The 25,366-nt window shown below is 41.4% G+C and carries 25 protein-coding genes and 1 other annotated feature; of the genes, 18 read left to right on the top strand and 7 right to left on the bottom strand.

Translation table 11 applies throughout. The features are described 5' to 3' along the window. Positions 1 to 2: 2 nt before the first annotated feature. Entirely contained in the window at positions 3 to 1,082 is a 1,080-nt protein-coding gene (locus MHH26_RS12275) for a tetraprenyl-beta-curcumene synthase family protein (protein WP_066030516.1), read from the top strand. 215 nt (positions 1,083 to 1,297) lie between these two features. Here MHH26_RS12275 and MHH26_RS12270 read toward each other — a convergent pair whose 3' ends face one another. Further along, a complete protein-coding gene (locus tag MHH26_RS12270; RefSeq protein ID WP_066030517.1) occupies positions 1,298 to 1,873 on the bottom strand; it encodes a tRNA (mnm(5)s(2)U34)-methyltransferase in 576 nt (191 codons plus the stop codon). Continuing rightward, positions 1,870 to 2,835 carry a TIGR01212 family radical SAM protein gene (locus tag MHH26_RS12265; RefSeq protein ID WP_340973576.1) on the bottom strand — a complete coding sequence of 322 codons (966 nt, stop codon included), beginning with the start codon at positions 2,833 to 2,835 and terminating at the stop codon, positions 1,870 to 1,872. The genes MHH26_RS12270 and MHH26_RS12265 overlap by 4 nt, the downstream gene beginning before the upstream one ends. 152 nt (positions 2,836 to 2,987) lie before the next feature. On the opposite strand from MHH26_RS12265, the gene MHH26_RS12260 reads away from it, so the two are divergent. From MHH26_RS12260 to MHH26_RS12230, 7 genes are all read left to right on the top strand, one after another. Next, on the top strand, positions 2,988 to 3,263 hold the full coding sequence (locus tag MHH26_RS12260) for a YtzC family protein (RefSeq protein WP_034665376.1): 276 nt from the start codon (positions 2,988 to 2,990) through the stop codon (positions 3,261 to 3,263). Between the two features lie 142 nt (positions 3,264 to 3,405). Continuing rightward, entirely contained in the window at positions 3,406 to 3,585 is a 180-nt protein-coding gene (locus MHH26_RS12255) for a hypothetical protein (RefSeq protein ID WP_034665379.1), read from the top strand. A gap of 17 nt (positions 3,586 to 3,602) precedes the next feature. Continuing rightward, positions 3,603 to 3,995, top strand: a complete 393-nt coding sequence (locus tag MHH26_RS12250; protein WP_034665384.1) for a GntR family transcriptional regulator — start codon at positions 3,603 to 3,605, stop codon at positions 3,993 to 3,995. Further along, positions 3,988 to 4,866 carry an ABC transporter ATP-binding protein gene (locus MHH26_RS12245; protein ID WP_340973574.1) on the top strand — a complete coding sequence of 293 codons (879 nt, stop codon included), beginning with the start codon at positions 3,988 to 3,990 and terminating at the stop codon, positions 4,864 to 4,866. The genes MHH26_RS12250 and MHH26_RS12245 overlap by 8 nt, the downstream gene beginning before the upstream one ends. Further along, the gene (locus MHH26_RS12240; RefSeq protein ID WP_034665391.1) at positions 4,860 to 5,843 is read left to right on the top strand and encodes an ABC transporter ATP-binding protein; all 984 of its coding nucleotides are present in this window, start codon (positions 4,860 to 4,862) and stop codon (positions 5,841 to 5,843) included. The genes MHH26_RS12245 and MHH26_RS12240 overlap by 7 nt, the downstream gene beginning before the upstream one ends. Positions 5,844 to 5,864: 21 nt before the next feature. Beyond that, positions 5,865 to 6,563, top strand: a complete 699-nt coding sequence (locus MHH26_RS12235; protein ID WP_066030519.1) for an ABC transporter ATP-binding protein — start codon at positions 5,865 to 5,867, stop codon at positions 6,561 to 6,563. Further along, positions 6,553 to 7,863: an ABC transporter permease gene (locus MHH26_RS12230; protein ID WP_034665395.1), complete on the top strand. Its 1,311-nt coding sequence runs from the start codon at positions 6,553 to 6,555 to the stop codon at positions 7,861 to 7,863. The genes MHH26_RS12235 and MHH26_RS12230 overlap by 11 nt, the downstream gene beginning before the upstream one ends. Before the next feature lie 62 nt (positions 7,864 to 7,925). On the opposite strand, the gene MHH26_RS12225 is transcribed toward MHH26_RS12230, so the two are convergent. After that, positions 7,926 to 8,627: a coiled-coil domain-containing protein gene (locus MHH26_RS12225; protein WP_307500106.1), complete on the bottom strand. Its 702-nt coding sequence runs from the start codon at positions 8,625 to 8,627 to the stop codon at positions 7,926 to 7,928. A gap of 84 nt (positions 8,628 to 8,711) precedes the next feature. Next, positions 8,712 to 9,515, bottom strand: a complete 804-nt coding sequence (locus MHH26_RS12220; protein ID WP_034665400.1) for a PAS domain-containing protein — start codon at positions 9,513 to 9,515, stop codon at positions 8,712 to 8,714. A gap of 427 nt (positions 9,516 to 9,942) precedes the next feature. On the opposite strand from MHH26_RS12220, the gene MHH26_RS12215 reads away from it, so the two are divergent. The 6 genes from MHH26_RS12215 to MHH26_RS12190 all read left to right on the top strand — a co-directional run bounded on the left by MHH26_RS12215 (position 9,943) and on the right by MHH26_RS12190 (position 17,546). Further along, positions 9,943 to 10,272, top strand: a complete 330-nt coding sequence (locus tag MHH26_RS12215; RefSeq protein WP_223249904.1) for a DUF4257 domain-containing protein — start codon at positions 9,943 to 9,945, stop codon at positions 10,270 to 10,272. A 103-nt stretch (positions 10,273 to 10,375) separates the two neighbouring features. Then, positions 10,376 to 10,597: a binding site (T-box leader), on the top strand. Positions 10,598 to 10,694: 97 nt separating this feature from the next. After that, positions 10,695 to 13,109, top strand: coding sequence for a leucine--tRNA ligase (leuS, locus tag MHH26_RS12210; protein ID WP_340973568.1), 2,415 nt, complete (start codon positions 10,695 to 10,697; stop codon positions 13,107 to 13,109). Between the two features lie 130 nt (positions 13,110 to 13,239). Further along, the gene (locus MHH26_RS12205; RefSeq protein ID WP_066030522.1) at positions 13,240 to 14,142 is read left to right on the top strand and encodes a dienelactone hydrolase family protein; all 903 of its coding nucleotides are present in this window, start codon (positions 13,240 to 13,242) and stop codon (positions 14,140 to 14,142) included. A gap of 46 nt (positions 14,143 to 14,188) precedes the next feature. Beyond that, positions 14,189 to 14,941 (top strand): NAD-dependent epimerase/dehydratase family protein, encoded by a 753-nt coding sequence (locus tag MHH26_RS12200; RefSeq protein WP_066030523.1) that lies wholly within the window; start codon positions 14,189 to 14,191, stop codon positions 14,939 to 14,941. A gap of 219 nt (positions 14,942 to 15,160) precedes the next feature. Further along, complete coding sequence (locus MHH26_RS12195) at positions 15,161 to 16,021, top strand: carbohydrate ABC transporter permease (protein WP_087976618.1); 861 nt, start codon at positions 15,161 to 15,163, stop codon at positions 16,019 to 16,021. Positions 16,022 to 16,046: 25 nt separating this feature from the next. Further along, a complete protein-coding gene (locus MHH26_RS12190) occupies positions 16,047 to 17,546 on the top strand; it encodes an extracellular solute-binding protein (protein ID WP_106031931.1) in 1,500 nt (499 codons plus the stop codon). Positions 17,547 to 17,591: 45 nt separating this feature from the next. On the opposite strand, the gene MHH26_RS12185 is transcribed toward MHH26_RS12190, so the two are convergent. Both MHH26_RS12185 and MHH26_RS12180 read right to left on the bottom strand, forming a co-directional pair. Further along, positions 17,592 to 18,431, bottom strand: a complete 840-nt coding sequence (locus MHH26_RS12185) for an aldo/keto reductase (protein WP_106031932.1) — start codon at positions 18,429 to 18,431, stop codon at positions 17,592 to 17,594. A gap of 13 nt (positions 18,432 to 18,444) precedes the next feature. Continuing rightward, complete coding sequence (locus MHH26_RS12180) at positions 18,445 to 19,632, bottom strand: MFS transporter (RefSeq protein WP_066031743.1); 1,188 nt, start codon at positions 19,630 to 19,632, stop codon at positions 18,445 to 18,447. A gap of 157 nt (positions 19,633 to 19,789) precedes the next feature. On the opposite strand from MHH26_RS12180, the gene MHH26_RS12175 reads away from it, so the two are divergent. Continuing rightward, on the top strand, positions 19,790 to 20,161 hold the full coding sequence (locus MHH26_RS12175; protein WP_003217763.1) for a winged helix-turn-helix transcriptional regulator: 372 nt from the start codon (positions 19,790 to 19,792) through the stop codon (positions 20,159 to 20,161). A 37-nt stretch (positions 20,162 to 20,198) separates the two neighbouring features. Here the strand turns inward: MHH26_RS12175 and MHH26_RS12170 are convergent, their stop codons facing one another. Further along, positions 20,199 to 22,499 (bottom strand): helix-turn-helix domain-containing protein, encoded by a 2,301-nt coding sequence (locus tag MHH26_RS12170; protein WP_034665420.1) that lies wholly within the window; start codon positions 22,497 to 22,499, stop codon positions 20,199 to 20,201. Between the two features lie 235 nt (positions 22,500 to 22,734). Between MHH26_RS12170 and MHH26_RS12165 the strand changes: the two genes are divergently transcribed. The 3 genes from MHH26_RS12165 to MHH26_RS12155 are packed head-to-tail and all read left to right on the top strand — an operon-like array spanning position 22,735 to position 25,352. Further along, complete coding sequence (locus MHH26_RS12165) at positions 22,735 to 23,700, top strand: ABC transporter permease (protein WP_066030527.1); 966 nt, start codon at positions 22,735 to 22,737, stop codon at positions 23,698 to 23,700. Between the two features lie 18 nt (positions 23,701 to 23,718). Further along, positions 23,719 to 24,831: a glycoside hydrolase family 88/105 protein gene (locus MHH26_RS12160; protein ID WP_095286129.1), complete on the top strand. Its 1,113-nt coding sequence runs from the start codon at positions 23,719 to 23,721 to the stop codon at positions 24,829 to 24,831. Next, positions 24,828 to 25,352: a lipoprotein YteS gene (locus tag MHH26_RS12155; RefSeq protein WP_334750194.1), complete on the top strand. Its 525-nt coding sequence runs from the start codon at positions 24,828 to 24,830 to the stop codon at positions 25,350 to 25,352. Before MHH26_RS12160 ends, MHH26_RS12155 begins: the two co-directional genes overlap by 4 nt. Positions 25,353 to 25,366 lie beyond the last annotated feature (14 nt).

Here is a 25,366-nt window from a genome sequence, read left to right as displayed (position 1 = left end):
ATTTGTCAGTACCAGAGCGTCCTTTTGCACTGATGACAAAGGTGTATAAAGATATTTTTCCGCTTGTTCATCAGGAGCTGAAAAAGTGGCGGGCTCATGCAGAAATGATTGAAAATGAAGAACTGCGAACGCAGGCACTAGCGAGCATATCCAGTAAAACCTTTCACTGTGAAGGCGGAGGCATTTTATCTCTTCTAGCAGGTGAGTCGAAAGAAACGTGTATTGAATTCATTGTGGCGTATCAAACCATCAGTGATTACTTAGATAACCTATGTGACCGCAGCACGTCGCTGGATCCAAAAGATTTTCATATGCTGCATCAAGCGATGAGAGATGCGCTTGATATTCATGCTGAGCTCAAGCCGTACTATCAATTCCGTGATGATCAAGAGGATCATGGGTATTTACATGCGCTTGTCCGCACATGCCAAGACGTGCTTACGCGCCTTAAGCATTATCCAATCATTCAGCCATATTTACACACGCTGTGTGATTACTACAGTGATTTGCAAGTACATAAACACGTCGTTCCTCATGAACGGGTCCCGCGTCTAGAATCGTGGTTTCGCCAATATGAAAAGGATTTGCCTAAGATGGAATGGTATGAATTTTCAGCTTGTGCAGGATCAACGTTAGGGATTTTCTGTCTTGTGGCGTATGCGCTGCAGCCGGATTTTACAGAAAAGCAGGCGAAGCAAATTTACGAAAGCTATTTCCCTTATATCCAAGGTCTGCACATTTTACTTGATTATTTAATTGACCAAGAAGAAGACCGGCTTGGGGGAGATCTGAACTTTTGCTCCTACTATGCCTCTCATCATGAGATGATGGATAGACTTCAGCATTTTATTGAAAAAGCGGATGAGCAGCTGAAAGGCATTCCGCACGAAAACTTTCACAAATTGATTAACAGAGGGTTACTGGCAGTCTATTTGTCCGATGAAAAAGTGACAGCCCAAAAAGAGATGAATAAGCTGGCAAAACGGCTGATCAAATCAAGCGGGAAAACATCATTCTTTTTCTATATCAACGGAAGAGCTTACCGGACCTATCAGAAAATGCCTTGGATGAAATCCTCATAAAAAAGCTCAAATCCATTAGGATTTGAGCTTCAGCGCGCAGACAAACCCTCGCATTCTTTGTCAGTCCTGTGCGCCGGTACTCACGAATGTCAAATTCGCTCCGTTCCGGTGCTCATTCTTCCTAGACTGCAAAGGTTTTCTATCACGCTGAAAGAAGACAAAGGGCTAAAATAAAAATCATTTTAGCCCTTTGTCAATAATCTGAGCTCAAATCATTAGGATTTGAGCTTTTTTTCAATGGCGACCACAAAAGGCGGGTCGTTTTGAATATTCATGTATTGATATGATAAAACTTGTACCTCTTCATGAGGAAGTGATCTGCAATAGTCGAGAAGTACTTCTTTTTCTCTTTTTCCTTCGGGGTGTCCATGGTAAATCACAAGGACGATCAGACCGCCGGGTTTAAGCCAGTCGAGGAGCTGCTCGATGGCTTCGATGGTTGTATGAGCCTGAGTGGTGACGGCTTTATCGCCTCCGGGCAGGTACCCAAGGTTAAACACCGCACCAGAAATATGTCCATAAACATCCTTTGGCAGGTGATGAGCCAGTTTTTCATGCCCATCGTGGATCAGATGAACGTAAGGATATCCCTCGCCAAGCCTTTTTCTCGTCTGCTGTAGGGCTTCCTCTTGTACGTCGAATGCGAAAACTTGTCCATCATTTCCTACAAGATCAGCTAAATAGCGTGTATCGTGGCCATTTCCCATCGTTGCATCAATGACGATGTCGCCTTTTTGACAAGCCTGTTCTAACAGCTCTTTACTAAAAGGGAGCATGCGTTTCAAAATCATTTGGCTGCTTCTTCCAATCTGACGAAACGTTTGCCTTGGTAGCTGTTACGTCTTTCGAGCTCAGCATTAATGGCATTTAGTACTTCCCACTTGTTTACACTCCACATCGGACCAACCATTAATTCAATTGGGCCATCCCCTGTAATGCGGTGAATAATCATTTCTGGCGGCAGGATCTCCAGTTGATCACAAACAAGCTGAACATATTCTTCCTGGCTTAGAAACTCCAATTTGCCTTTTTCGTATTGCTTGACCATTGGGGTTCCTTTTAAAAGGTGAAGTAAATGAATTTTAATTCCTTGCACATCTAAATCTGCGACAGCTTTTGCTGTTTCCATCATCATGTCCCGGTTTTCTAGAGGCAGTCCGTTGATGATATGCGAGCAGACACGAATTCCGTGTTTTCGCAGTTTTTCTACACCTTCTACGTAGCATTCATAATCATGGGCACGGTTAATGAGCATCGCTGTCCGTTCATGAACCGTTTGAAGACCAAGCTCTACCCAGAGATAAGTGCGCTTATTTAATTCTGCTAAATACTCCACCACGTCATCTGGCAGGCAGTCAGGTCTTGTCGCAATAGATAAACCAACCACACCATCCAAATTCATAACGGTTTCAAATTTTTCCTTTAAAACAGGAAGCGGGGCGTGTGTGTTTGTATACGCTTGAAAATACGCCATATATTTTCCGTCTTTCCATTTTGTGTGCATCCGGTCTTTGATTTCGTTAAATTGAGTGATGAGATCATCAGCCCGGTTTCCTGCAAAATCACCAGATCCAGCTGCACTGCAAAATGTACAGCCTCCGTGGGCTACAGTACCATCACGGTTTGGGCAGTCAAAGCCGCCGTCTAAGGCCACTTTAAATACTTTATGACCAAAGTGCTCTCGCAAATGATAGTTCCATGTGTGATAGCGTTTTTCGCTGTTTGAATATAAAAAAGGGTTATGCTGATCCAAGTCAGTAACCTCCTTGCGTAATAATAGGCATCCTTAAAGTTTAACAAAAATCATGAAGGAGGACAATTGAATCTGTCCAACATTTTCTTTAGTGAAAAAGCTTTACGTGGGCAAAATAGGCGGGAGCAATGATGAAATGGAGGGAATGCAAGATGGCAACAAGGCAGTCGATCGATGAATTTATCCAAAAAAGTACTGAAACCCTTGAGTTTGCAAATGAGCAATTTGATTTGAACTTACGCCAAGAGCATTATAATGAGGACGAATTTTCTAAGGCGCAGCTTATGCTTGAAGATGCGGTGAACGAATTAGAAAAATTAAAAGATGTCGCCAATGACCAGCAAAGAGAGCGATTAGACAGGGCGCGTGTTCAAATTCAAAGCTTGCAAAATCAAATGATTTTAGGTATTTCTTACGACAACGAATGATGAACAGATCCTTTTTTTAAGGGTCTGTTTTTTATTTTTTAAAAGGCTATTGACTTTTTGGCTGAGTGTCTTTATTGTGTTAAGTGTACTACAACAACTAATACACTAAAGACACTTAAAAAGTGAAGAAAGGTGTTCAACCATGAAAAAAGAAAAAAAACCAATCAATTTGAAGTGGATGGTGCTGGCTGTTGCGTTAGCATGTACATTTTTTTTCGTTCTCGTTTTCATTGGTTTTGAAGTTCAAAAAGATTTGATACCTAATTCAATCCCTTTAATGCAAGGGCATGAACAAGCGATAGGACTGCAAAAGCATGAATGAGGAAAGAGGGAGCCATCATGATTCAAATAGATCCACGAAGCGCTGCGCCATTATATGAACAAATCATTGAGCAGTTGAAAATTTTATGTCTAAAAGGTGTAATGAAACCTGGTGACAAACTGCCCTCTGTCAGAGAGCTCGCCACCATTATCATCGCCAACCCAAACACCGTCAGTAAAGCATATAAAGAGCTTGAGCGGGAAGGGATTATTGAAACACTAAGAGGCCGTGGTACGTATGTAACAGAAGGGGCTCAGTTAAAGCTGAATGAAGGGAAGGTGTTGGAGATGAAGGAGCAATTAAAACAACTCATTATAGAAGCTCATTATGCCGGTATTGATATTCAACAACTGAAGGAATGGATAGAAGAGATCGGCTCAAGTCTTGAGGGAGGAAAACAAGTTGATTGAGGTTAGAAATGTATCAAAGACATTAAATGGACGTGAAGTACTCAGTGACGTTTCCTTCAATATAGGCGAAGGTGAGATCTTCGGTCTGCTTGGCAGGAATGGCTCAGGAAAAACAACACTTCTCCGCTTGATTCAGCAAATTCTTCTTCCAGATGAAGGAGAGATTTATTTTAAAGACGTGCTTGTGAAAGACCACCCGTTAGTGAAGCAAAATATTGTGTATATGCCAGTCGTAAATCCCTACTTTGACAGATACAATTACGGACAGCTTGTTCAGCTGTTAAAGCATATTTATCCGAAGTTTGACGTGACATATGCCAATGAGCTTGTGAACCGCTATGAAATTCCGGAAAAAGTGAAATATCGTGAACTATCGACAGGGTTAAAAAAACAGCTGTCATTAATTTTAAGCTTTGCGATCAAGCCAGCGGTGATTTTGTTAGATGAACCGACAGATGGAATTGATGCCGTCACAAGAAATGATGTTCTTCAGCTCATGATCGACGAGGTAGCGGAACGTGAAACATCGATTCTCATTACATCGCACCGATTAGAGGATATTGAGCGTATGTGTAACCGAATCGGGTTTTTAGAAGGAAATCAGCTTACAAGTGTCATGGATCTAGATGAGTTAAAGAATGATTATGTCAAAATACAGATGGCTTTTGAAGAAGATATGAACTTGAGTATACGAAAAAATGGCGTTGCTATATTAGATCAAGCGGGCATTTTTTATACAGCGCTTGTTCTTAAAACCGATGTAGAGGCTAAAGATTACTTGAAGTCGCTGCAGCCAAAAGTATGGCATGAACTGCCTGTAAATTTAGAAGAAGTATTCATTGCAAAGTTTGGAGGGAAACGGAGATGGTAAAGCGGCAATTATTATATAAGGAGTGGAAGCAATCAGAGCTGACATTTATTTTAGTGATGCTGGTTGCGGCGCTTGCGACGCCCTTATCCCTCCTAATGGGATATTCATCCTTTCAAACATGTTTAAAGGATCCCACATGTATTTTGGATACATCACATTTTTCCTATAGTTTTAAGAAAGATGCTTTTCTCGCTCTTTCATGGTTAATGGGAATCCTTTTTGCCATAATTCAGCTTGGCTTTGAGAGAAATAAAGGGCAAATGGATTTCACCTTAGCCTTGCCTTTTAGTAGAAGTACCATCTATCAGACAAAATTTTTCTTGGGTGCCGGGATCATTGCACTCATTCATGCATTCTCATATGCCTTAACTTACTTACTTATATTAGGTATCAAACCTGTTGAGACACCTGGATTTAACAGTATGTATTTATATGCTTTGGTGTCATCCTTGATGATATATGCCCTGTTTTTTGCAGCAGGCACTTTAACAGGAAGTGCAATTGCCCAAGCAATCGTTGCATTCAGTACAGCCATTTTACCTTTTTTACTAATTGGTCTACCATTGGTTCATTTAGAATTTATATTGAGAACAAATGGGGAGTGGGTTGATCAGTGGCTTAATCATATTATCTTGGCAATTTCTCCAATCACTTATATAGCTGAATTTAATCAGTATGAATATACGATTTGGTTCAGCGGTGAAGAATTCATCGTACCAATTGTCATGATGATTTTATTTTATTTCATTGGTTTGTTTAGCTTCATCAAACATCCAATTGAACGAAGTGGCCGTTTTTTCCTTTACCCAAAAATGGATCGGCCTATTCAAATTATGGTTATTGCTTTTGGTGTTTTAGGTTTTGGCTGGGGTGGATTCTCCTCAGACAATTCCATGTTTGGTTATATCGCTGGCATGATAATCGGCGGTGCTGTAGGCGCACTAACGAGTTATTTCTTAATATATCGAAAAAGATAAACAGAGAGTAGGGGAGTAGAGATGATTCAGGTTCAAGCGTTAGATCATGTGTTTAAAATTGGTAAAAAGGGCAGAGAGAATGAAATTCCTGTGCTGAAAGGGATTGACCTATCCATCAAAAGAGGCGACATTGCTTGTATTGTGGGACGAAGTGGTTCGGGGAAATCTACCTTATTGAACTTAATTTCAGGATATATTACGCCAACGAGCGGACAAATTGTCATTGATGGTACCGATGTGACCGGCTTTAATGAAAAAGAATGGGCGGACTTCCGCTTAGATCACTTTGGCTTTATCTTTCAAAGCTTTCAATTGATCGGGAGCTTAACGACGTATGAAAATGTTGAACTTCCGCTCACTTTAAAAGGTGTAAAGCCGTCTGAACGAAAGACGAAAGTAAAAGAAATGCTGAAACGAGTAGGTCTAGAACATCATGCAGGGCATTACCCGAATGAGTTGTCAGGCGGGCAGCAGCAGCGTGTGAGTATTGCAAGAGCCTTGATTTTAAACCCATCTATTATTTTAGCGGATGAACCAACAGGCAGTCTAGATTCAGAAACCGAAGGAGAAATCTTAGCATTTATCCAGCAGCTCAATCGTGAAAAAGGAATCACGTTTGTCATCATTACACATGACGATGAAGTCGCTTCAATCGCAGATACAACGTTCCAGCTTCATGATGGTGTATTAAAGAAAGGGGAACAGACCATTGAAATTTAGAGATCAGGTCAAATTCATTAGAAGAAACATGAAGAAAAATAGATTGCGTGTGTTTATGACCATTCTTGCGACGACAATGGCATGCTCTTTCTTAATCGTTCTAGCATCAGTCGGTTTTGGTTTGCAAAAATCGGCGCAAGATGAAATCATGAAACAGCAAATCATCACAGAAGTGAAAGTGTTAGGCAAGGAAAAAGGTGCCGTCAAGGTAGATGATTTAAAGAAATATGATCATGTGAAATCTGTCGTCTCAAGAACGTCTCTCGTTCCATCGGTAAACGTCGAGCTCGATGACCGCTCAAGTGAAACGCAGGCTGCTCTGACCGATATGAAAGAGGAAAAAGAAGCAGGGCTTGAACTAGACAGAGGGAAAGTCCCAACATCAGCAAACGAAATTGTGGTTGGGTACCATATGGCAGAACAACTGTGGACAAAAAAAGAGCGCAAAGCCTATGAAAAAGAATTAAATCAAACGTCAAACGGTGAAGAAGAACCAAAAGAGCCAAAAGGCTACACGAAAGATATTTTAAATAAAGTGATTCAAATCAAGGTACCAAAACTCAACGAAGAAAATGAAGTCGTCAAAGAAAAAACATTTGATTTCCGTGTAGTAGGAGTCATGAAAAAGCCAAATTTGGAGTGGCAGCAGGATCATAAAATTCTCATTCCGAATGCGTATGAAAAGGAATTTGGTCAAATACTTGATCTATCTCCTGAAGCAGGAAATGTCGAGAAAATGACCTCTGTCTATGCAGATAAATTCGACAATGTCGGTGCACTCACGAATAAGCTGACAGATGAGGGCTACCAAGTCATCTCTGTGACGAATCAGCTCGAAGGTATGGATATGTTCTTTACTGTCTTCAAAATTGGACTCATTTTTGTCGGCTGTATCGCAGTCATTATTTCTGCAATTGGTATTTTTAATACGATGACAATGGCAGTAACAGAGCGAACACAAGAGATTGGGATTATGAAAGCCATTGGTGCGAATCCATCGATTATCAAGCGAATGTTCCTCATGGAAAGTGCTTATATTGGGGTGATTGGGTCGATCATCGGTATTATCATCTCATATATCATTAGTTTCGCCGTCAATTTAATCATTCCAGCCATTTTGTCGTCCATGTCAGAGGGAGGGTCAAGCGATCAATTCTCGATCACCTTCTCCTATATTCCGCTCAGCCTTGTGATCACAGCAACAGTGATTAGCGCAGGGGTAGCGATCCTTTCAGGGCTTAACCCAGCACGTAAAGCAACAAAAACGAATGTATTAGCAGCATTAAGAAGAGAAATCTAAAAAAAGAACCTCCTAAGACACCCGATTGGGCTGACAGGAGGTTCTTTTTTTGTGACACATGGCTATTGCTTAGGTGCCCGGTACCCTGCACGTTCTGCCTCTTCTACGGAGCAGAATAGTTCGGTTACATTTTTTGTTCTAGAGTAGTATCTGCTGCTCGGTGTGTGATAAATGCCATTGACACTTCCTTTGATGTTACAGGCAGCTGATTCTTTTTTTGTTTCCTTCTGCGATTCATGACCGCCTGTACTTTTTCCTTCATCTTTAGGAGCGGAGCGCTGAACAGTGGAAGACTTCGTATCGCTGCTGCTTTTCTTATTCTCTTTTTTGAGTGTTTCGTTGCTCGAGGCAAGCTTGTCTATTTTCTCTTCAAGCACTTGAATGGTCTTTTCTTGCTTTTTGACTGTTTCTTTTTCTGAGGTGATGGCTTCTAGCTTTTTAGCTAGTTTTTCTTTATCCTTTGTTGCGTCCTCTAAAGAGGCGGTAAGCTCCTCTTTATCAGCTTTTAAGCGCGTTATGTCAGATGTGAGCTGTTTTTGATCCTTTAACAGCTGTTCTGAAGATGGATCTGCTTGTGCCTTCGGTGCATCTGTGGCAGCAAACGGTAATGACATAATGGAAAAGACGAGACCGAAGATCAAAAAAGGATAAAATAGTTTCTTTGAAAAGATATGCTCGTTCTGGTGTTTGAGTAATAAGAAATTGACGGCATATCCTATGGCGAAACAAACACATAAAAGACCTATGATGAGTAACATCATCATCTAGAAGCCCCCCTAAATCTTTATTTACTCCTATCATACCTCATTTTTCCATTTTTAGCGGCGGTTTAACTAAAAAAGCCCTGTTTACACAGGGTTTTCAGCTAATGTTAATCCTTTGATTGCTTCCTTAACCGTCAAATATGTGATCGTATCCTGGAAATCTGTATCCAAGTCTTTCATTTTCATTGCAAGCTGCGGTTTGATCCCTGTGATGATCAGTTCGGTTCCAGTTAAACTGAGAAGATGATGCAGCTTGAAAATGCGTCCTGCAACGGAATCATCGACATCGATTAAGCCAGAAAGATCGACAATTAAATAATCATCCTTTGAATCATCTAATATACAAGTTAACTTCGCAACAATGGCATCAAAGCGTTCTTCAGATAGTTTTCCAATGAGTGGTAGAGCAGATACACCATTTTTGATTGGGACGATTGGCGTCGAAAGAGAGGTGACTTCCTGTAAGGAATCTTCTAGGAGTTGTTCATATTCTTTCTGTTTCGTAATATCCTTTTGAAAGCCAATGAAAAATGTTTTATCATCTTGTTCAATGTATAGAGGATCTATATTGAGTTCATTCCAAAAAAAAGTACCGTCTTTTTTATAATTTTTTAGCTGTGTGGTAATAGGTATTTTATTCTGTATTCCATGACGTATTAAATCAAGCTGTTCTTGATCTGTGTCTTTTCCTTGAAGGAATCGACAATTACGCCCAAGAATCTCATCTGGTTTGTATCCAGTCATGTGTGTAAAGCCATGGTTCACATAAATGATAGGGTTATCCTCTAAAGAAGGGTCTGTAATGACAACACCGATCCGCGCATGATCTAGCGCTTTTTTTATGAGTTCAAGCTGTTTTTGCAAGCCGAAGATGTTCGAGCTGACCATATTACCCTCCTTTGCTGCTACTAGCAGACATATCAAATGGCTGTTTTTTCAACCAAAGGTATTCCTTACTAAAGTAACATAACATATGTTCTGTTTCAATGATTGCAATGGCTTTGTTAAATTTGTCATCATAGTTTGTCCTCCATTAGAATATAGTAAGTAAGGAGACTTTTCTTTAGAAAAAGAAGGAATCAATTGCTCATAATTCATAAAATGACAAAAATAGTTAATATGGATTAGGTAAAAATGATTCCAATGCATCAAGATTGTTTTTGGGTCATTCACATATAATGGAAGAAACAAGCTTTTTTTTCTTCGTTAGAGAGAATAGACCTTTTACATGGATTATGACGGAACAGCAGAATGGCATTACAGGGGGCTGGACAGCCTGAAGTCGCTTTACTATTCTAAGGGCTTTAGGAAGGTGATGAAAATGCTGCAACAAGTCATTATTGCTTGCGCCATTGGAGGGGTCATGGGCATTCTCGGTCACGTAAAGAAAAAAGGCAGGCTAGAGAAGCCCAGAATGACAAAAAAGTTTATTTATTTAGGGTTTATTGAAGATTGGCTCGTTGGGATGATTGCCGCTACACTGCTTGTCTTATCCTCAAATCCCGATTCTAGTCTGCACTTGGTCATCTTATCAATTATTTCAGGTTACGGGGGAGAAGCAGTTCTGCGAAGCTTTGATTTTGTAAGAGAACAGCGTTCACAGGATGCAGACTCCAACCGTCATAACCGATCTCCACACGAATAATATCCTCTACTTTACCCTGATCTAGGGTACATTCCCATTGTATACAAACCTGCTTGCACTTATGATCATAATTCTATAAAATACTACTTAGATGACGGTTACGATAAGAACAGTGAAGAGGAGTAGTAGGAAAGCAGTATTTGTCTTTAGAGAATTGACGGCTGGTGAAAGTCAATCAAATCTGCTTCTGAACTCGCCTCAGAGTTGCAGTTGCATTAAAGCTTCTGTCGCATGTCTGCGTTAAAGATATTAAGTGAGCGTACAAACAGAAAGTGACGCTAACAAGGGTGGTACCGCGGGAACCAAAAAATCTCTCGTCCCTTTCCAGGGATGAGGGTTTTTTGTTGATTTTAGAAAAATCTGAATTCTTGCAGTGGTCATCTGAGCAGATACAGCCGTACATATTAAAGGAGGTTTTCACATTGAGTTTTCAGCATCGGGAAATTGAAAAGAAGTGGCAGGATTATTGGCTGACACATAAAACATTCGCCACATCTGACTCGGAAGATAAACCAAAGTTCTATGCGCTTGATATGTTTCCATACCCATCAGGAGCAGGGCTTCATGTCGGGCACCCTGAGGGCTACACAGCAACGGATATTTTATCACGCATGAAACGTATGCAGGGATATGATGTTCTTCATCCAATGGGATGGGACGCATTTGGTCTTCCAGCAGAACAGTATGCACTAGATACAGGGAATGATCCAGCGGTCTTTACAGAAGAGAACATCAATAACTTCCGCCGCCAAATTCAATCACTAGGATTCTCATATGATTGGGATCGAGAAATCAACACGACTGATCCGAATTATTATAAATGGACACAATGGATTTTCTTGAAATTGTACGAAAAGGGATTGGCGTATATCGATGAAGTACCAGTGAACTGGTGCCCGGCGCTTGGTACAGTTCTTGCAAATGAAGAAGTCATTGATGGAAAAAGTGAACGCGGAGGGCATCCAGTTGAAAGACGTCCGATGAAGCAATGGATGCTGAAGATTACGGCATATGCGGACAGGCTGTTAGAAGATTTAGAAGACATTGATTGGCCTGAAAGCATCAAAGATATGCAGCGTAACTGGATCGGACGTTCAGAAGGTGCACACGTTCATTTCGAAGTAGAAGGACATGACGAACAGTTTACTGTTTTCACAACGCGTCCGGATACATTATTTGGTGCAACATATGCGGTACTTGCACCAGAACATGCACTTGTTGAAAAAATTACAACAGCTGCTCAAAAAGAAGCAGTCGAAGCATATATCAAAGAAATTCAATCAAAGAGCGACTTAGAGCGGACAGATCTTGCAAAAACGAAGACGGGTATTTTCACAGGCGCTTATGCCCTCAATCCATTAAATGGTGAAAAGATGCCGATCTGGATTGCAGATTACGTGCTGGCTACTTATGGAACAGGCGCGATTATGGCGGTACCTGCCCATGATGAGCGTGACTATGAATTCGCCAAAACATTTGATCTTCCAATCAAGGAAGTTGTAGAAGGCGGAGACATTGAAAAAGAAGCTTACACAGGTGATGGAAAACACATTAACTCTGATTTCCTCAATGGATTAGGAAAAGAAGAAGCGATTGAAAAAGCCATTGCATGGCTTGAAGAACATCAAAAAGGTGAAAAGAAAGTCACCTATCGTTTAAGAGACTGGCTATTTAGCCGCCAGCGTTACTGGGGTGAGCCAATTCCAATTATTCATTGGGAGGACGGAACTTCTTCAGCCGTTTCAGAGGAAGAGCTTCCACTGATTTTGCCTAAAACCACTGAGATTAAGCCAAGTGGTACAGGTGAATCACCTTTAGCCAATATCAAAGAGTGGGTTGAGGTTGTAGATCCTGTAACAGGTAAAAAAGGACGCCGTGAAACCAATACAATGCCGCAATGGGCAGGCAGCTGCTGGTATTTCTTACGTTATATTGACCCGCATAACTCAGAAAAGCTTGCATCTCCTGAGAAGCTAAAGAAATGGCTTCCTGTTGATGTATATATCGGCGGAGCAGAACATGCTGTACTGCATCTTCTATATGCGCGCTTCTGGCATAAGTTCTTGTATGATATCGGTGTTGTTCCTACAAAAGAACCTTTCATGAAATTGTTCAACCAAGGAATGATTCTTGGAGAAAATAATGAAAAAATGAGTAAATCAAAAGGGAACGTTGTCAATCCAGATGATATCGTAGAATCTCATGGTGCGGATACATTACGACTTTATGAAATGTTCATGGGACCTTTAGATGCATCAATCGCTTGGTCTGAAACAGGACTTGATGGTGCTCGCCGTTTCCTTGATCGTGTATGGCGTCTATTCACAAATGAAGATGGCACAATCAGTGATAAAGTGACGGAGCAAACTGGAGGTGCATTAGAACGCAGCTATCATGAAACCGTGATGAAGGTAACGGACCATTATGAAGGCCTGCGCTTCAATACAGGGATCTCACAATTAATGGTGTTTATCAATGATGCCTACAAGGCTGATACACTGCCGAAAGAATATGCAGAAGGCTTTGTGAAACTTCTTTCTCCAATTGCACCGCATTTAGCGGAAGAGCTTTGGAATAAACTTGGTCATGAAGGGTCTGTTTCTTATGAAGCATGGCCGCAATATGACGAGTCAAAGCTTGTCGACGATGAAGTAGAAATTGTCGTACAGTTGAATGGAAAAGTGAAAGCAAAATTAACCGTTCCTGCTGATGCAACAAAAGAACAGTTAGAAGAGCTTGCGAAAAATGATGCACGCGTAAAAGAACAGCTTGAAGGGAAAACCATTCGCAAAGTGATTGCGGTTCCTGGGAAGCTTGTCAATATTGTTGCGAACTAATGATGACACCCATCGGTATGAACCGGTGGGTGTTCTTTATTTCCCGGGACATAATTTTGTCGAAAACAAGGTGATTACTTCATCGACCTCGTATTTTAACAGGTGATCAAGAAAATGAGGAGTGACGTGAATGGAAAAGGAAAGCAAACGTGAACAACTGCTCAGTCTGTTAGGAGAAATGCCAGAACGCCATCGCGTGGAGGCATATACGTTAAAGATCGAGGAACGTGAATCGTATGTAGTCGAAACACTCATTCTTTCGATTCATGGTGTAGAGGAAGTGCCCGCTTATTTTGTAAAGCCAAAGGATACGGTGAAAAAAAGACCTGTTGTGCTGTTCCAGCACTCTCATGGCGGGAACTACGTGGATGGGAAGGAAGAGCTGATCAAAGGTGCTCATTATTTGCAAGCGCCTTCATATGCGAAAGAGTTCACATCAAAAGGCTATAGTGTCCTGGCTATCGATCATGCAGGGTTTGGTGAGAGAAGAGGAAGAACAGAAAGTGAAATTTTTAAGGAGATGCTTTTAACAGGAAAAGTGATGTGGGGCATGATGCTGTATGAAAGCATGTGTGCGATTGATTATGTGCTGTCTCGATCTGATGTGCTACCGGACCGGTTAGCTGTTTTTGGAATGTCAATGGGAGGGCTTCTTTCCTGGTGGACTGCTGCGCTTGATGAGAGGGTCAGTGTGTGTATTGATCTTTGCGCACAGGTCGATCATCACACATTAATTGAAACGAACAATTTAGACAGGCATGGCTTTTATTACTATGTACCAAGCTTAGCAAAGCACTTTACAGCAGCTGATATTCAGGAAATGATTTTTCCAAGGCCGCATTTAAGCTTAGTGGGAAAACTTGATCCACTCACGCCTGCTGAAGGCGTCGGACGCATTCAAAAGGGATTGAGCCAAACCTATCAAACTGCTTCATTGAAAGAACGGTATCAGCTTGTTGGTCTTCATGCAGGTCATTTTGAAACAGCGGCTATGCGTCACGAGGCCACTCGATTTTTGAAAAAGTGGCTGTAATCCATAAAGGCTTGGACATACTACGTCAAAAGAAAGGAGGAGACAGATGAAAAAGATCACGATCATTGGCGGATGCGGTGTGATAGGCCGTATATTAACAAAAGCGCTCTCTTCTGAGTACGAGATCACCATCATTGATCAAACGAGTTGTGTAAAAGGAGCCATTTTAGCAGATGCAGCGAATGAACAGGAATTATATGAGGCGATTCCGAGAGATACAGATGTTATCATGCACCTTTTAAACATGGATATGACGCATGATGTGATGAATCTTGAGGAGTTTGAAAAAATGAATGATATTTTTTGGAGGAGCTCCTATTATATGTTTCGATCAGCTGTACGTCTCGGCATACGAAAAGTCATTTTTGCAAGCAGCAATCATGTGACCGATCGTTATGAAGAGGGTGGCCGCTCCTTACTAGGGCGAAATATTACAACAGACGATGTGCCAGCGACTAAAAATGTCTATGGTATTTTAAAATTTGCTTCAGAACAGCTAGGCCGTTTGTTCCACGATCAAACGGGGATGTCTGTTATCAATTTACGGATTGGAACGGTTGTGACAGATGAGATGGAGGCATTACACAAGAAACGAAGAACGAAACGAACACTTCTGTCACATGAAGATCTTATAGGGATGACAAAGGCAGCGATTGAAACGACCGTCCCCTTTGGGACATATTATGCCGTATCAGAAAACGAAGAAAAGCCCTGGTCTACGGAAAAAATAAAGCAGGAGTTAGGCTACAGACCTGATGTGAATACGACGGAAATCCTAGAAGAAAATGATCAGGCATAGGGCATAATCATGTCATTAGCTGATGATCTTATTCTTTTGTTTCATGAGCATAAAAGCACGATTGACATGATCCATTCAGTTGGTCTGTCAAGATGATTATAGACGCTTTCTTCCCCCGTTTGTTACATTTTAATCACGATATCGTCACAGGCTGCAGCTTATTTTCGGACGAAATGATAACGCTTTCAAAGAAAGGGCGTGATGAACATAGATCGTTCTATTAAAGGCCGATTGTTCAACTTATTTAATTACTCTTTTCTACTCATGTTCGCATTAATATGTGTGCTTCCGTTCATCCATGTCATTGCAGCCTCTTTTGCTACAGTAGAAGAGGTCATCACGAAGAAGTTTATCTTGTTCCCGACCACGTTTTCTTTAGAGGCCTATCGATATATTTTCTCTACGGATATTGTGTATCGCAGCCTCATTGTGTCCATTCTTGTGACGCTCGTTGGAACAGCTGTCAGCATGTTTTTGTCCTCACTCATGGCATATGGGCTGTCTCGTCAGGAGCTAAAAGGCCGGAGAACATTGATGTTTCTCGTTGTCTTCACGATGTTGTTTAGTGGAGGTATGATTCCGACGTTTATTGTGGTGAAAACACTTGGTCTGCTTGATACCTATTGGTCACTTATTCTACCGGTTGCGATCAATGCGTTCAATTTGATCATTTTGAAAAACTTCTTTCAAAACATCCCGGCAAGCCTTGAGGAATCAGCGAAGATGGATGGCTGTAACGATTTAGGGATTTTCTTTAAAATTGTGCTGCCACTTTCTTTGCCAGCTATTGCGACCATTTCACTTTTTTATGCCGTGACGTATTGGAATACGTACATGACCGCCATCCTGTATTTAAATGATTCAGTGAAATGGCCGATTCAGGTGCTGCTAAGGCAGATTGTCATTGTCTCAAGCGGGATGCAGGGAGATATGTCGGATATGGGATCATCCACACCACCGCCAGACCAAACGATTAAAATGGCTGTCATTGTGGTAGCGACCATTCCAGTTCTGCTTGTCTATCCATTTATTCAAAAGCATTTTAACAAAGGGGCATTACTAGGTTCTGTAAAAGGTTAAAAAGATGGAACAACGGAGGGATCTTATGGGGAGAAAGAAATTATGGTTGATTGCGTTTGTCCTGTTATTTGCAGCAAGCGGTATTCTATCCGCATGTTCAAGCAAAGGAACAAGTTCATCAGATGAAAAGGTTGATTTAGATAAAAAGGTAAAGCTGACCTGGATGGCTATTTTGTATCATCAGCAGCCGCCGAAGGATTCCGTCATAAAAGAGATTGAGAAGCTCACAAATACAGAGCTTGATATTACATGGGTGCCTGATGCCGTGAAGGAAGACCGTTTAAATTCCGCACTTGCCGCAGGGAATCTGCCGCAGATTGTCACGATTCAAGACATTAAGAATTCGTCTGCTATTAATGCGTTCAGATCAGGCATGTTCTGGGAAGTCGGTCCGTATTTAAAGGATTATCCAAATTTAAGTAAGATGAACGAACTGATTAATAAAAACGCCTCTATAGACGGTAAGCTTTATGGCATTTATAGAGAGAGACCACTTTCAAGACAAGGAATTGTCATTCGAAAGGATTGGCTTGAAAATTTAAATTTGGATACACCAAAAACATTGGATGATCTTTATGAGGTAGCTAAAGCTTTTACTGAAAAAGATCCGAATCAAAACGGAAAAGCGGATACAATTGGCTTTACGGATCGGAACGATTTGATTTATGGGGCATTTAAAACACTCGGTTCATATGAGGGAATGCCGACAGACTGGAAAGAAGAAAACGGCAAATTCACGCCAGACTTCATGACAGATGAGTACATGAATACAATGAAATACATGAAGAAACTGCGTGACAATGGCTATATCAACAAAGACTTCCCTGTTACAAGCAAAACACAGCAGCAGGAATTATTCTCACAAGGAAAAGCAGGGATCTATGTTGGGAATATGGTAGACGCAGTGAACTTGAGAGATGACGCGACAGATAAAAACATGGAAGTAGATATCATCAACCGAATCAAAGGCCCAGATGGTAAAGAACGTGTGTGGGCATCAGGTGGTCATAATGGCATCTTTGCATTCCCTAAAACAAGCGTGAAATCAGAGGCAGAATTAAAACGGATTTTGGCCTTCTTTGACCGCATTGCAGAAGAAGATGTATATGGTCTCATGACGTACGGTATTGATGGCGAGCATTATAAGAAAGAAGAAGGGAATACATTTGTCAGAGAAGAAAGCCAAGTGAAAAGCTGGCAGACAGACGTACAGCCGCTTGTCAGTCTAGTAGGAATTGATAAACGTTACTTGAAAAATAAAGGAGATGCGGTTCGTACAAAATATGAAGAGCTAGAAGAAGACAATCAAAACATCATCGTCGCCAATCCTGCTGAAAGCCTGTATTCAGAAACTGCCTCAGAGCGAGGAAACGAATTGAAAAAAATCATCGATGATGCGACCTATAAGTTCATTCTTGGAGACATCAGTGAAGATCAATTTAAGAAAGATGTAGAGAAGTGGAAATCAAACGGTGGTCATAAAATCATAGAAGAATATGAAGCTTCCTTTAAAAAATCAAAATGATCAACATAAACACCCCCGCACAGTTAAAAAGCGGGGGTGTTTTTATTAAAAGTCAAAGTTGTCTGGGTCTGGACCGATACGTTTGTTTTCATTTAAGTCAGAAAGGCGCTTCATATCCTCATCAGATAAGGCAAAATCAAATATGTCTGCATTTTCTTTTAAACGATGGGCTTTCGTTGATTTTGGAATGGTGATGACGCCTTTTTGCACATCCCAGCGCAAAATAATTTGAGCAGGTGTTTTGCCGTATGTGTCCGAGAGCTCTTTGATCACCGGATGATGAAGCAGTTCCCCCTGCATTAGCGGTGACCAAGCTTCCATTTGAATGCCATGTGTGTTCAAATACGTAAAGAGTGTTTCCTGCGTCAGTTTTGGGTGAAACTCCACTTGATTGATAGCTGGTTTAATGTCTGCATCTTTTAATAGCTCGTCTAGGTGATGCGGCTGGAAGTTGCTCACTCCGATGGCTCTGACTTTTCCTTCACGATACAAGGTTTCCAGTGCACGCCAAGCTTCTTTGTATTTTCCTTCAACCGGCCAATGGATTAAATACAGATCAAGGTAGTCAAGCTGAAGTTTTTTCAAGCTTTCCTCATATGCTTGTAGGGTGGATTCATATCCTAAATCGGCATTCCACACTTTTGATGTCACAAAGAGGTCTTCGCGGCGAAGTCCTGTTTCTGCTAGACCAATTTGTATGCCTCGTCCAACCCCTTCCTCATTGCCATAAATAGCCGCTGTATCAATACTGCGATAGCCTAATTGAATGGCTGTTTTGACGGCGTCTATTAATTCAGCGCCATCTTCAACCTTGAATACACCAAGACCAAATCCTGGCATGTGGATCCCATTGTTTAATGTTTTTGTACTTTGTAAATGGTTCATATTGAAAACTCCTTTAGATGGTTTGATTTTGTTCTTGTTGTTCCATTCGAAAACTAATCATCGTGAGAATTGCTGCGAGAAGGACCATGATGCCGCCGACCCAGCCTGTATGCACAAGCCCAAGAGTATCTGTCACGATGCCGCCTAAAAATGAGCCGATGGCGATACCGGCATTAAAGGCAGCGATATTCATAGCGGAAGCGACATCGACTGCTCCTGGTGTGTATCTTTCTGCAAAGTCAACGACAGCTACCTGCAATCCAGGAACATTCATGAAAGCAAACAGTCCCATCAGCATGACGGTTCCAATGCCTAGCACCGTGAATCCAGCAGTCAAGCTAAGGGTAAACAAAATGATGCTTTGGATGATAAACATGTAAATCAGTGCTTTCATTGGCTGCTCATTAGCAGCCTTTCCGCCAATGACATTTCCGGCTGCGATCGTGATCCCGTATAAAAGCAGGATCAAGGCCACCGCCCCAGGCGCAAGACCTGTCACATGCTGTAAGAGAGGGGATAAATACGTAAAGACGACAAAGGTTCCTCCGTATCCTGTTGCTGTAATGACAAATAGAAGCAAGATTCTTTTTGTTTTTAATAAGACAGCTTGATCCTTAAATGATGTTTTCACGCCTTGCTTTAATTGAGATGGAACAAGAAAATAGTTGGATATCAGTGCGATCAGACCAATGATGACAATCACACCAAATGACGTCCGCCAGCCGAGCTCATGGCCAAGAAACGTCCCAAATGGCACGCCCGTCACAGTAGCAACTGTTAATCCAGTGAACATAAAGGCAATCGCACTTGCCCGTTTTTCTTTCACTACAAGGCTTGCAGCAATCGTAGAGCCGATGGACATAAAGATTCCATGGGATAAGGCTGAAATGACCCGTCCGATTAATAGCACTGAAAAAGTCGGAGCAATCGTGGCTAGTGTATTTCCAATCAAAAAGACGAGCATAATGAGCAATAGCAATGTCTTTCTTTTCATCGTTGAAGTCAGAGAAGTCAAAATAGGCGCGCCGAATGTCACACCAAGTGCATATAAAGAAACGGTCCAGCCCGCCTGGCTGACGCTCACTCCAAAGTCCTCTGAAATCATCGGCAAAAGACCGACACTAATGAACTCAGTGGTTCCTATAGCAAAAGCACTAATGGCTAGTGCGAGAAGGGCAAAGTGGTTTTGCTTTTTCTTCATGAATAAGTGTTCACATCCTTCTATGATGACATTTTGATAGACGAAGCCGATCGGCAAGAGTTATTATCTAACATAGATGACGAAAAAAAAAGTACGTACTTTTTTGTAATATAGGTACTAAAAAGTGCCTGTTCGCACAAAGAGGAGTGAGGATTTGATGGAAAAGAAAAAATATAATATCTCAGTGGAAGCGACCCTTGAGGTCATTGGCGGGAAGTGGAAGTGCGTGATTTTATGTCATTTAACACATGGAAAAAAACGCACGAGTGAATTGAAGCGGCTCATGCCAAACATCACACAAAAAATGCTTACACAACAGCTGAGAGAGCTTGAAAGTGATGGGGTGATTAACCGAATTGTGTATGAGCAAGTACCGCCTAAAGTGGAATATGAATTAAGTGAATACGGACAGTCGCTCGAAAGAATTCTGAATGCGCTTTGTGATTGGGGAGCAGCTCATATTGAACGTGTGTACGGAGAGCCGCTTTCAGTGCTGGAAGACAGCATTTTAAATGAACAATTTAAATAAAAAAGTCCCGCTTCCTGTGCGAGCGGGACTTTTTGTCTTATGTGCCTTTTTTGTGGTCGCGGTATTTGCCAGGGGTCGTGCCTTCTAGTTTTTTGAAGGAACGGATGAAGTTTTGCGGATTTTTATATTTCAGTTTTTCCGAAATTTCTTTGACGGACATATCGGTTTCCACGAGCCAGTTTTTGGCGACATGGTGTCTGTAGGACGAGAGATATTCACTAAAGGAGATATCCATTTCCTTTCTAAAAATACTGCTTAAATAATTGGGATTGTAATGCAGGCGTGTGGCGATTTCATCCAATGTAAGATCTGAGTCGAATTCTTGATGAATGATATGAATGATTTTCTCTGAGATGTTTTTGTATTGTGAGTCCTCACGTGCACCTAGCTGGTCAATAATCGGCCGAATGATCTCATGTTTCAGCCATGCTTCGGTATCTTCAAAGGTTTTAAATTCAAAAATCGTATCATACAGCATTTTGTTGTCTTCGACCTCAAATAATTCAATGCCAAGCAAATGCATCAGCTCAATCAAATTGTTTAAAAAACGGGCGAGAGCGATATGGTATTCATGCGGTCCTGCATTTTTAGAGAAAATGGATTGCAGGAGCACATGTAAATAATGATCCGCCTTGCCTTGATCACCTGCTTTCATCGCATCGAATAAATCATGCTGCAGCTGTTTTGGAAAATGGGTTTTAAACGTTTTTCCTTGCTGAATATGTTCATATAAGATAATGGATTTTTTCTCTGCTTTGAGCCTGTATTTTAAGGCTTCTTTTCCTTCAATGTAAGCCTGTTTCGCCATCGTGAGCTCCTTAAACTGGCGGCTGATCCCGATGCTGATCGATAAACCAAGCTCTTCCTCGATGCGCTGCTGAATAGTTTCCGCTAATTGATTTAAATATTCAGTAAACTCTTCATCTGACTTTGAGTGATTCAGGATAATCGTCGTTTGATGCTGATTGACAACCGTTGGCTGAAGGTGCTCATCTTGCGGAATCATCTGCTCGATCAGTCCATTGATGGCAAATAACAGCAAGTCAGCATCCTTTTTTTCATAAGGTGTTCCTTTTAACGTATCGATTTGGGTCACAAGCATGGATAAATGAGACCAGCCCTGAGGGAATCCCAAACTTTGGAACCGGTTGTTAATCTCTTCTTCTGTCAGCTTACCGAGCAATAGCCGCACCATAAAGTATTGCTGAAGGTGCGTGACTTGCTGCTCAATACGTTCCTCTAAATCATTGTTTTGATCCTTCATTTGTTTAATACTCGACTCAATCAACTCAAATTCATTTTGAAAAGGCTGTTTTTGCAAAAAGGATTCATTGCGTGCAAAGGACTCATATAACAAGCGGATTGGTTTATAAAAATGTCTGGACCCAAACCATGAAAATAGTAATGAAAGCGCTAACAAAATAAAGCAGATAATAAAAGTGATCCACCCAATTGATTTTGTTTGTGCCTTGAGTTCTGGAATGGAAACAAAGGATAGGTACGTCCATTCGTTATAGTCTGATTTTTGAAACGTAATTTGATAGTCTAGTTCCTCGATCTTCATGTTAAATTGACCTGATCGTTCTTCACGTGATAGGACATGCTTGACGAGCTCTTGATTCTTCAAGGATTCACCAATTTGTTCTTTGCGGTTATGGAGCAGCACTTTTCCGTTTGTATCAATGACAAACATACTGTCAGATTGAGAGAAGTCAGGCATATTATCAGCAATCGTGCAGCTCGGAATGCTGGCGACAGCGATCCCTTTTTTCTGGACACTGTTCATAGGGAGTTGTTTGATTAAGTTCACATTGTATTTGCAAAAGGAGGCCTTTCCTTCTTTTGTCGCAACAAGTGGATTATTCTCTTCAAGTGCCCAGCTGGAATGACTCGGTATATTGAGGTAAGAGGTGAGCGCTTTCTCTTGGTCTCCGCTTGTGACATGATAAAGTCCCGAATTGTTCATGTACCAGTCTTCCATTTTACTCACGAGTGTAATATTGGAAAGATCGGTGTCAAAGGTTTGCAGGTAGTTTAGTTCCTGCTGTACTTGATTATAAAGCTGGAATTGGTCTGGATTTAAAGGTTCTGCCAGTGTTTGAAGGAGAGGCGGCGAACTGACATAGTGAGTGAGAGAATGATCCACTGTTTTTAAAATATGCTCAATATTGGATTGCGTTTGTTTGACGCTGTCCAGCTTTTCATTTGAGATATTTTCGAGTGCGGTTTTTTGCGAATGCTGATAAGAAAAAATACCGACAATGATGACAGGAATTGTACTAAGCATGAAAAAAAACGTCACAAGCTTGTAATAAAATTTATACTGCCTTCTTTTCATAAAACCCCCCATTTCAAACGGAACAATCTTTTCCCCTTAATTTATTAATCCAAAAATTTGGTAGGTTTGTCAATAATCATTTTCTGAGATTAGGATCATTTTCTTATGTTTTATGTAACGTTTTGAGTAGCTTCCCCTAAGTAAATATGATCTGATGATATGATTGTAGACGGATTTTTCATCCTTAAGATACAGTTAACACATGCATCAATCAGCATGAGGGGAGGCTTTATCTATGAAAACAGAGGATGTCACTGCCAAGGGTATGCCTGCGGCAGCTTTGAAAAAAGAAAGGAGAAAGCGCTTACTTAATCAATTGCTTAGTCAAAAGTTTTTGTATGTAATGATTTTGCCAGGGCTCATTTATTTTCTTGTCTTTAAATATGTGCCGATGTGGGGGCTTATCATTGCCTTTCAAGATTACCAGCCGTTTCTCGGTATTCTTGGGAGTGAGTGGGTTGGCTTCAAACACTTTATTCGATTGTTTACAGAACCAACATTTTTCATCTTATTAAAAAATACACTGATTTTATTTGCCATGAATGTCGTGATTTTCTTTCCGATTCCGATCTTATTGGCCCTGCTTTTAAACGAGGTCAGATTGGCATTGTTTAAGAAATTTGTCCAGACGATGATATACATTCCTCACTTCATGTCATGGGTGATTGTCGTGTCCTTATCTTTTGTTTTGTTAACAGTAGATGGCGGGTTAATCAATGAATTGATTGCTTTCTTTGGAGGGGAAAAGATTAACTTCCTCCTTAGTCAGGAATGGTTCAGACCCATGTACATTTTACAGGTGATCTGGCGGGAAGCAGGCTGGTCGACGATCATTTACCTTGCGGCGATTACAGCGGTAGATCCGCAGCTATATGAAGCAGCAAAAATGGATGGAGCCGGCAGACTGAGACAAATGTGGCACATCACTCTTCCTGCCATTAAAAGTGTGATTGTCGTTCTGCTTATTTTGAAAATTGGTGACACATTAGAGCTTGGCTTTGAGCATGTCTACTTATTACTCAATGCAACGAACCGGGAAGTAGCAGAAATCTTTGATACGTACGTCTATACAGCTGGTCTTAAGCAAGGACAATTCAGCTATAGTACCGCTGTTGGTCTATTTAAAGCAGCCGTTGGACTCATTTTGGTCATGCTGGCGAACCGTTTAGCGAAGAAATTCGGGGAAGAAGGTATTTACTAAAAAGGGAGATGAAGAAGAATGACATTATCGACTGAAAAGGGATCACCACTTGAGCATGCAGAGAAATTAGCACAAACAATTATGAAAGCGCATACACCAATTGAGCTGCCTCCAGCTGGAAGATGGCATTATCATCAAGGCGTTTTTCTTTGCGGTGTGATGAAGCTATATGAGGCAACGAAGAACGAGACGTATTTCAATTATGTGAAAAGCTACGCAGATTCGCTCATTGATGAGTATGGAAACCTGTTATTTCGCAGAGATGAGCTTGATGCGATCCAAGCAGGTCTCATTTTATTCCCTCTTTACGAACGGACGGGAGAGAAGCGGTATGTGCTGGCAGCGGAGAAGCTTCGGGGGCTTTACCGCACATTGAATCGCACATCTGAGGGCGGGTTTTGGCATAAAGACAATTATGCCTATCAAATGTGGTTGGATGGTCTCTACATGGGAGGACCTTTTGCCTTAAAGTATGCAAAGCTGAGAGGTGAAGAGGAACTGGTGGATATGGTGATCCATCAAGAGCATCTCATGAGAAAGCATACAAAAGATGAAAAAACAGGTCTGTACTATCACGCGTGGGACGAACGAAAAGTGATGCCATGGGCTGATCAAAAGACTGGCTGTTCCCCCGAGTTTTGGGCAAGATCGTTTGGCTGGTATGTCCTTGCATTAGCAGATATGATCGAGGATCTGCCAGAAGAGCATGAGGGACGAAAGGTTTGGAAGGAAACGCTGACAGACATGCTGGAAAGTGTATCCAAGTACCAGGATCAAGACACAGGTCTCTGGCATCAAATCATTGATAAAGGTACTCATAGCGACAATTGGCTTGAAAGCTCAGGATCGTGTTTATTCATGTACGCCATGTCAAAAGCCATGAATGAAGGGTATGTCAGCCTTCGTTATGTCGATCATGTGGTGAAAGCATACCAAGGCTTAATTCATCATAAGACGGCTGAGACAGAAAACGGTGATTTTACCATCAATGATATTTGTATCGGAACATCTGCTGGATTTTATGATTACTACGTTGAAAGAGAGCGAAGCACAAATGACTTGCACGGGGCAGGCGCTTTTATTATGGCGTTAACTGAGCTAGAGAAGCTGTCTGTTTTTCAGAAGGCATGAAGAGGCGAAAAAGGGGTGAGGTATGGCTCCTCAGCTTCATCGCTGCCCTTTGTTTGTCAGCCTGCCAAGGGAAAACAAACGGTATTGATGTTCTGATTTTTTCTGACATGTCAAAGGGGATGAAGGAGCAATTAGTCGAGAAGGCTTTTCAGACAGAACAAGAGTCTTATAGCGTCCACATCTTTCCGGCGATTCCTGAAAAGCTTCTTGTTGAAATTACCGCAAAAGAGGGGGACGTCATGCTTGTCCCAGAAGAAATGTTTAGAACATATGATGATCCTGAAAGCTTTCAGCTGCTTGAAGAAATGGGCATAAATGATCAAGCGGCAGGGCCATATACGGTCGAGGACAAAAAGACAGGGAAAACGGTCGATTATGCGGTTCAAGTCAATAAAGGCACGAAAAAGCTAAACGGCTATACCTTTCAATTACACCGAGATATGGTCGCTTTTATTCCCGTGTATGCTGACAAGTCCAATGAGGCGCTGTCTCTCATGAAACAACTTCGTGAAAATCGATAGAAAAAGGGGTGGGG

This window comes from Bacillus sp. FSL K6-2839, from assembly GCF_038003365.1.
Lineage (GTDB): Bacteria > Bacillota > Bacilli > Bacillales > Bacillaceae > Bacillus.
This window is presented reverse-complemented; position numbering and strand designations above follow the sequence as displayed.

Coding starts and splice junctions, on each gene's coding strand:
- MHH26_RS12270 (WP_066030517.1), bottom strand. CDS start 1,873: ATGATTTTGAAACGCATGCTCCCTTTTAGTAAAGAGCTGTTAGAACAG.
- MHH26_RS12260 (WP_034665376.1), top strand. CDS start 2,988: ATGGCAACAAGGCAGTCGATCGATGAATTTATCCAAAAAAGTACTGAA.
- MHH26_RS12255 (WP_034665379.1), top strand. CDS start 3,406: ATGAAAAAAGAAAAAAAACCAATCAATTTGAAGTGGATGGTGCTGGCT.
- MHH26_RS12250 (WP_034665384.1), top strand. CDS start 3,603: ATGATTCAAATAGATCCACGAAGCGCTGCGCCATTATATGAACAAATC.
- MHH26_RS12240 (WP_034665391.1), top strand. CDS start 4,860: ATGGTAAAGCGGCAATTATTATATAAGGAGTGGAAGCAATCAGAGCTG.
- MHH26_RS12235 (WP_066030519.1), top strand. CDS start 5,865: ATGATTCAGGTTCAAGCGTTAGATCATGTGTTTAAAATTGGTAAAAAG.
- MHH26_RS12225 (WP_307500106.1), bottom strand. CDS start 8,627: ATGATGATGTTACTCATCATAGGTCTTTTATGTGTTTGTTTCGCCATA.
- MHH26_RS12220 (WP_034665400.1), bottom strand. CDS start 9,515: ATGGTCAGCTCGAACATCTTCGGCTTGCAAAAACAGCTTGAACTCATA.
- MHH26_RS12215 (WP_223249904.1), top strand. CDS start 9,943: ATGAAAATGCTGCAACAAGTCATTATTGCTTGCGCCATTGGAGGGGTC.
- MHH26_RS12205 (WP_066030522.1), top strand. CDS start 13,240: ATGGAAAAGGAAAGCAAACGTGAACAACTGCTCAGTCTGTTAGGAGAA.
- MHH26_RS12200 (WP_066030523.1), top strand. CDS start 14,189: ATGAAAAAGATCACGATCATTGGCGGATGCGGTGTGATAGGCCGTATA.
- MHH26_RS12190 (WP_106031931.1), top strand. CDS start 16,047: ATGGGGAGAAAGAAATTATGGTTGATTGCGTTTGTCCTGTTATTTGCA.
- MHH26_RS12185 (WP_106031932.1), bottom strand. CDS start 18,431: ATGAACCATTTACAAAGTACAAAAACATTAAACAATGGGATCCACATG.
- MHH26_RS12180 (WP_066031743.1), bottom strand. CDS start 19,632: ATGAAGAAAAAGCAAAACCACTTTGCCCTTCTCGCACTAGCCATTAGT.
- MHH26_RS12175 (WP_003217763.1), top strand. CDS start 19,790: ATGGAAAAGAAAAAATATAATATCTCAGTGGAAGCGACCCTTGAGGTC.
- MHH26_RS12170 (WP_034665420.1), bottom strand. CDS start 22,499: ATGAAAAGAAGGCAGTATAAATTTTATTACAAGCTTGTGACGTTTTTT.
- MHH26_RS12165 (WP_066030527.1), top strand. CDS start 22,735: ATGAAAACAGAGGATGTCACTGCCAAGGGTATGCCTGCGGCAGCTTTG.
- MHH26_RS12160 (WP_095286129.1), top strand. CDS start 23,719: ATGACATTATCGACTGAAAAGGGATCACCACTTGAGCATGCAGAGAAA.
- MHH26_RS12155 (WP_334750194.1), top strand. CDS start 24,828: ATGAAGAGGCGAAAAAGGGGTGAGGTATGGCTCCTCAGCTTCATCGCT.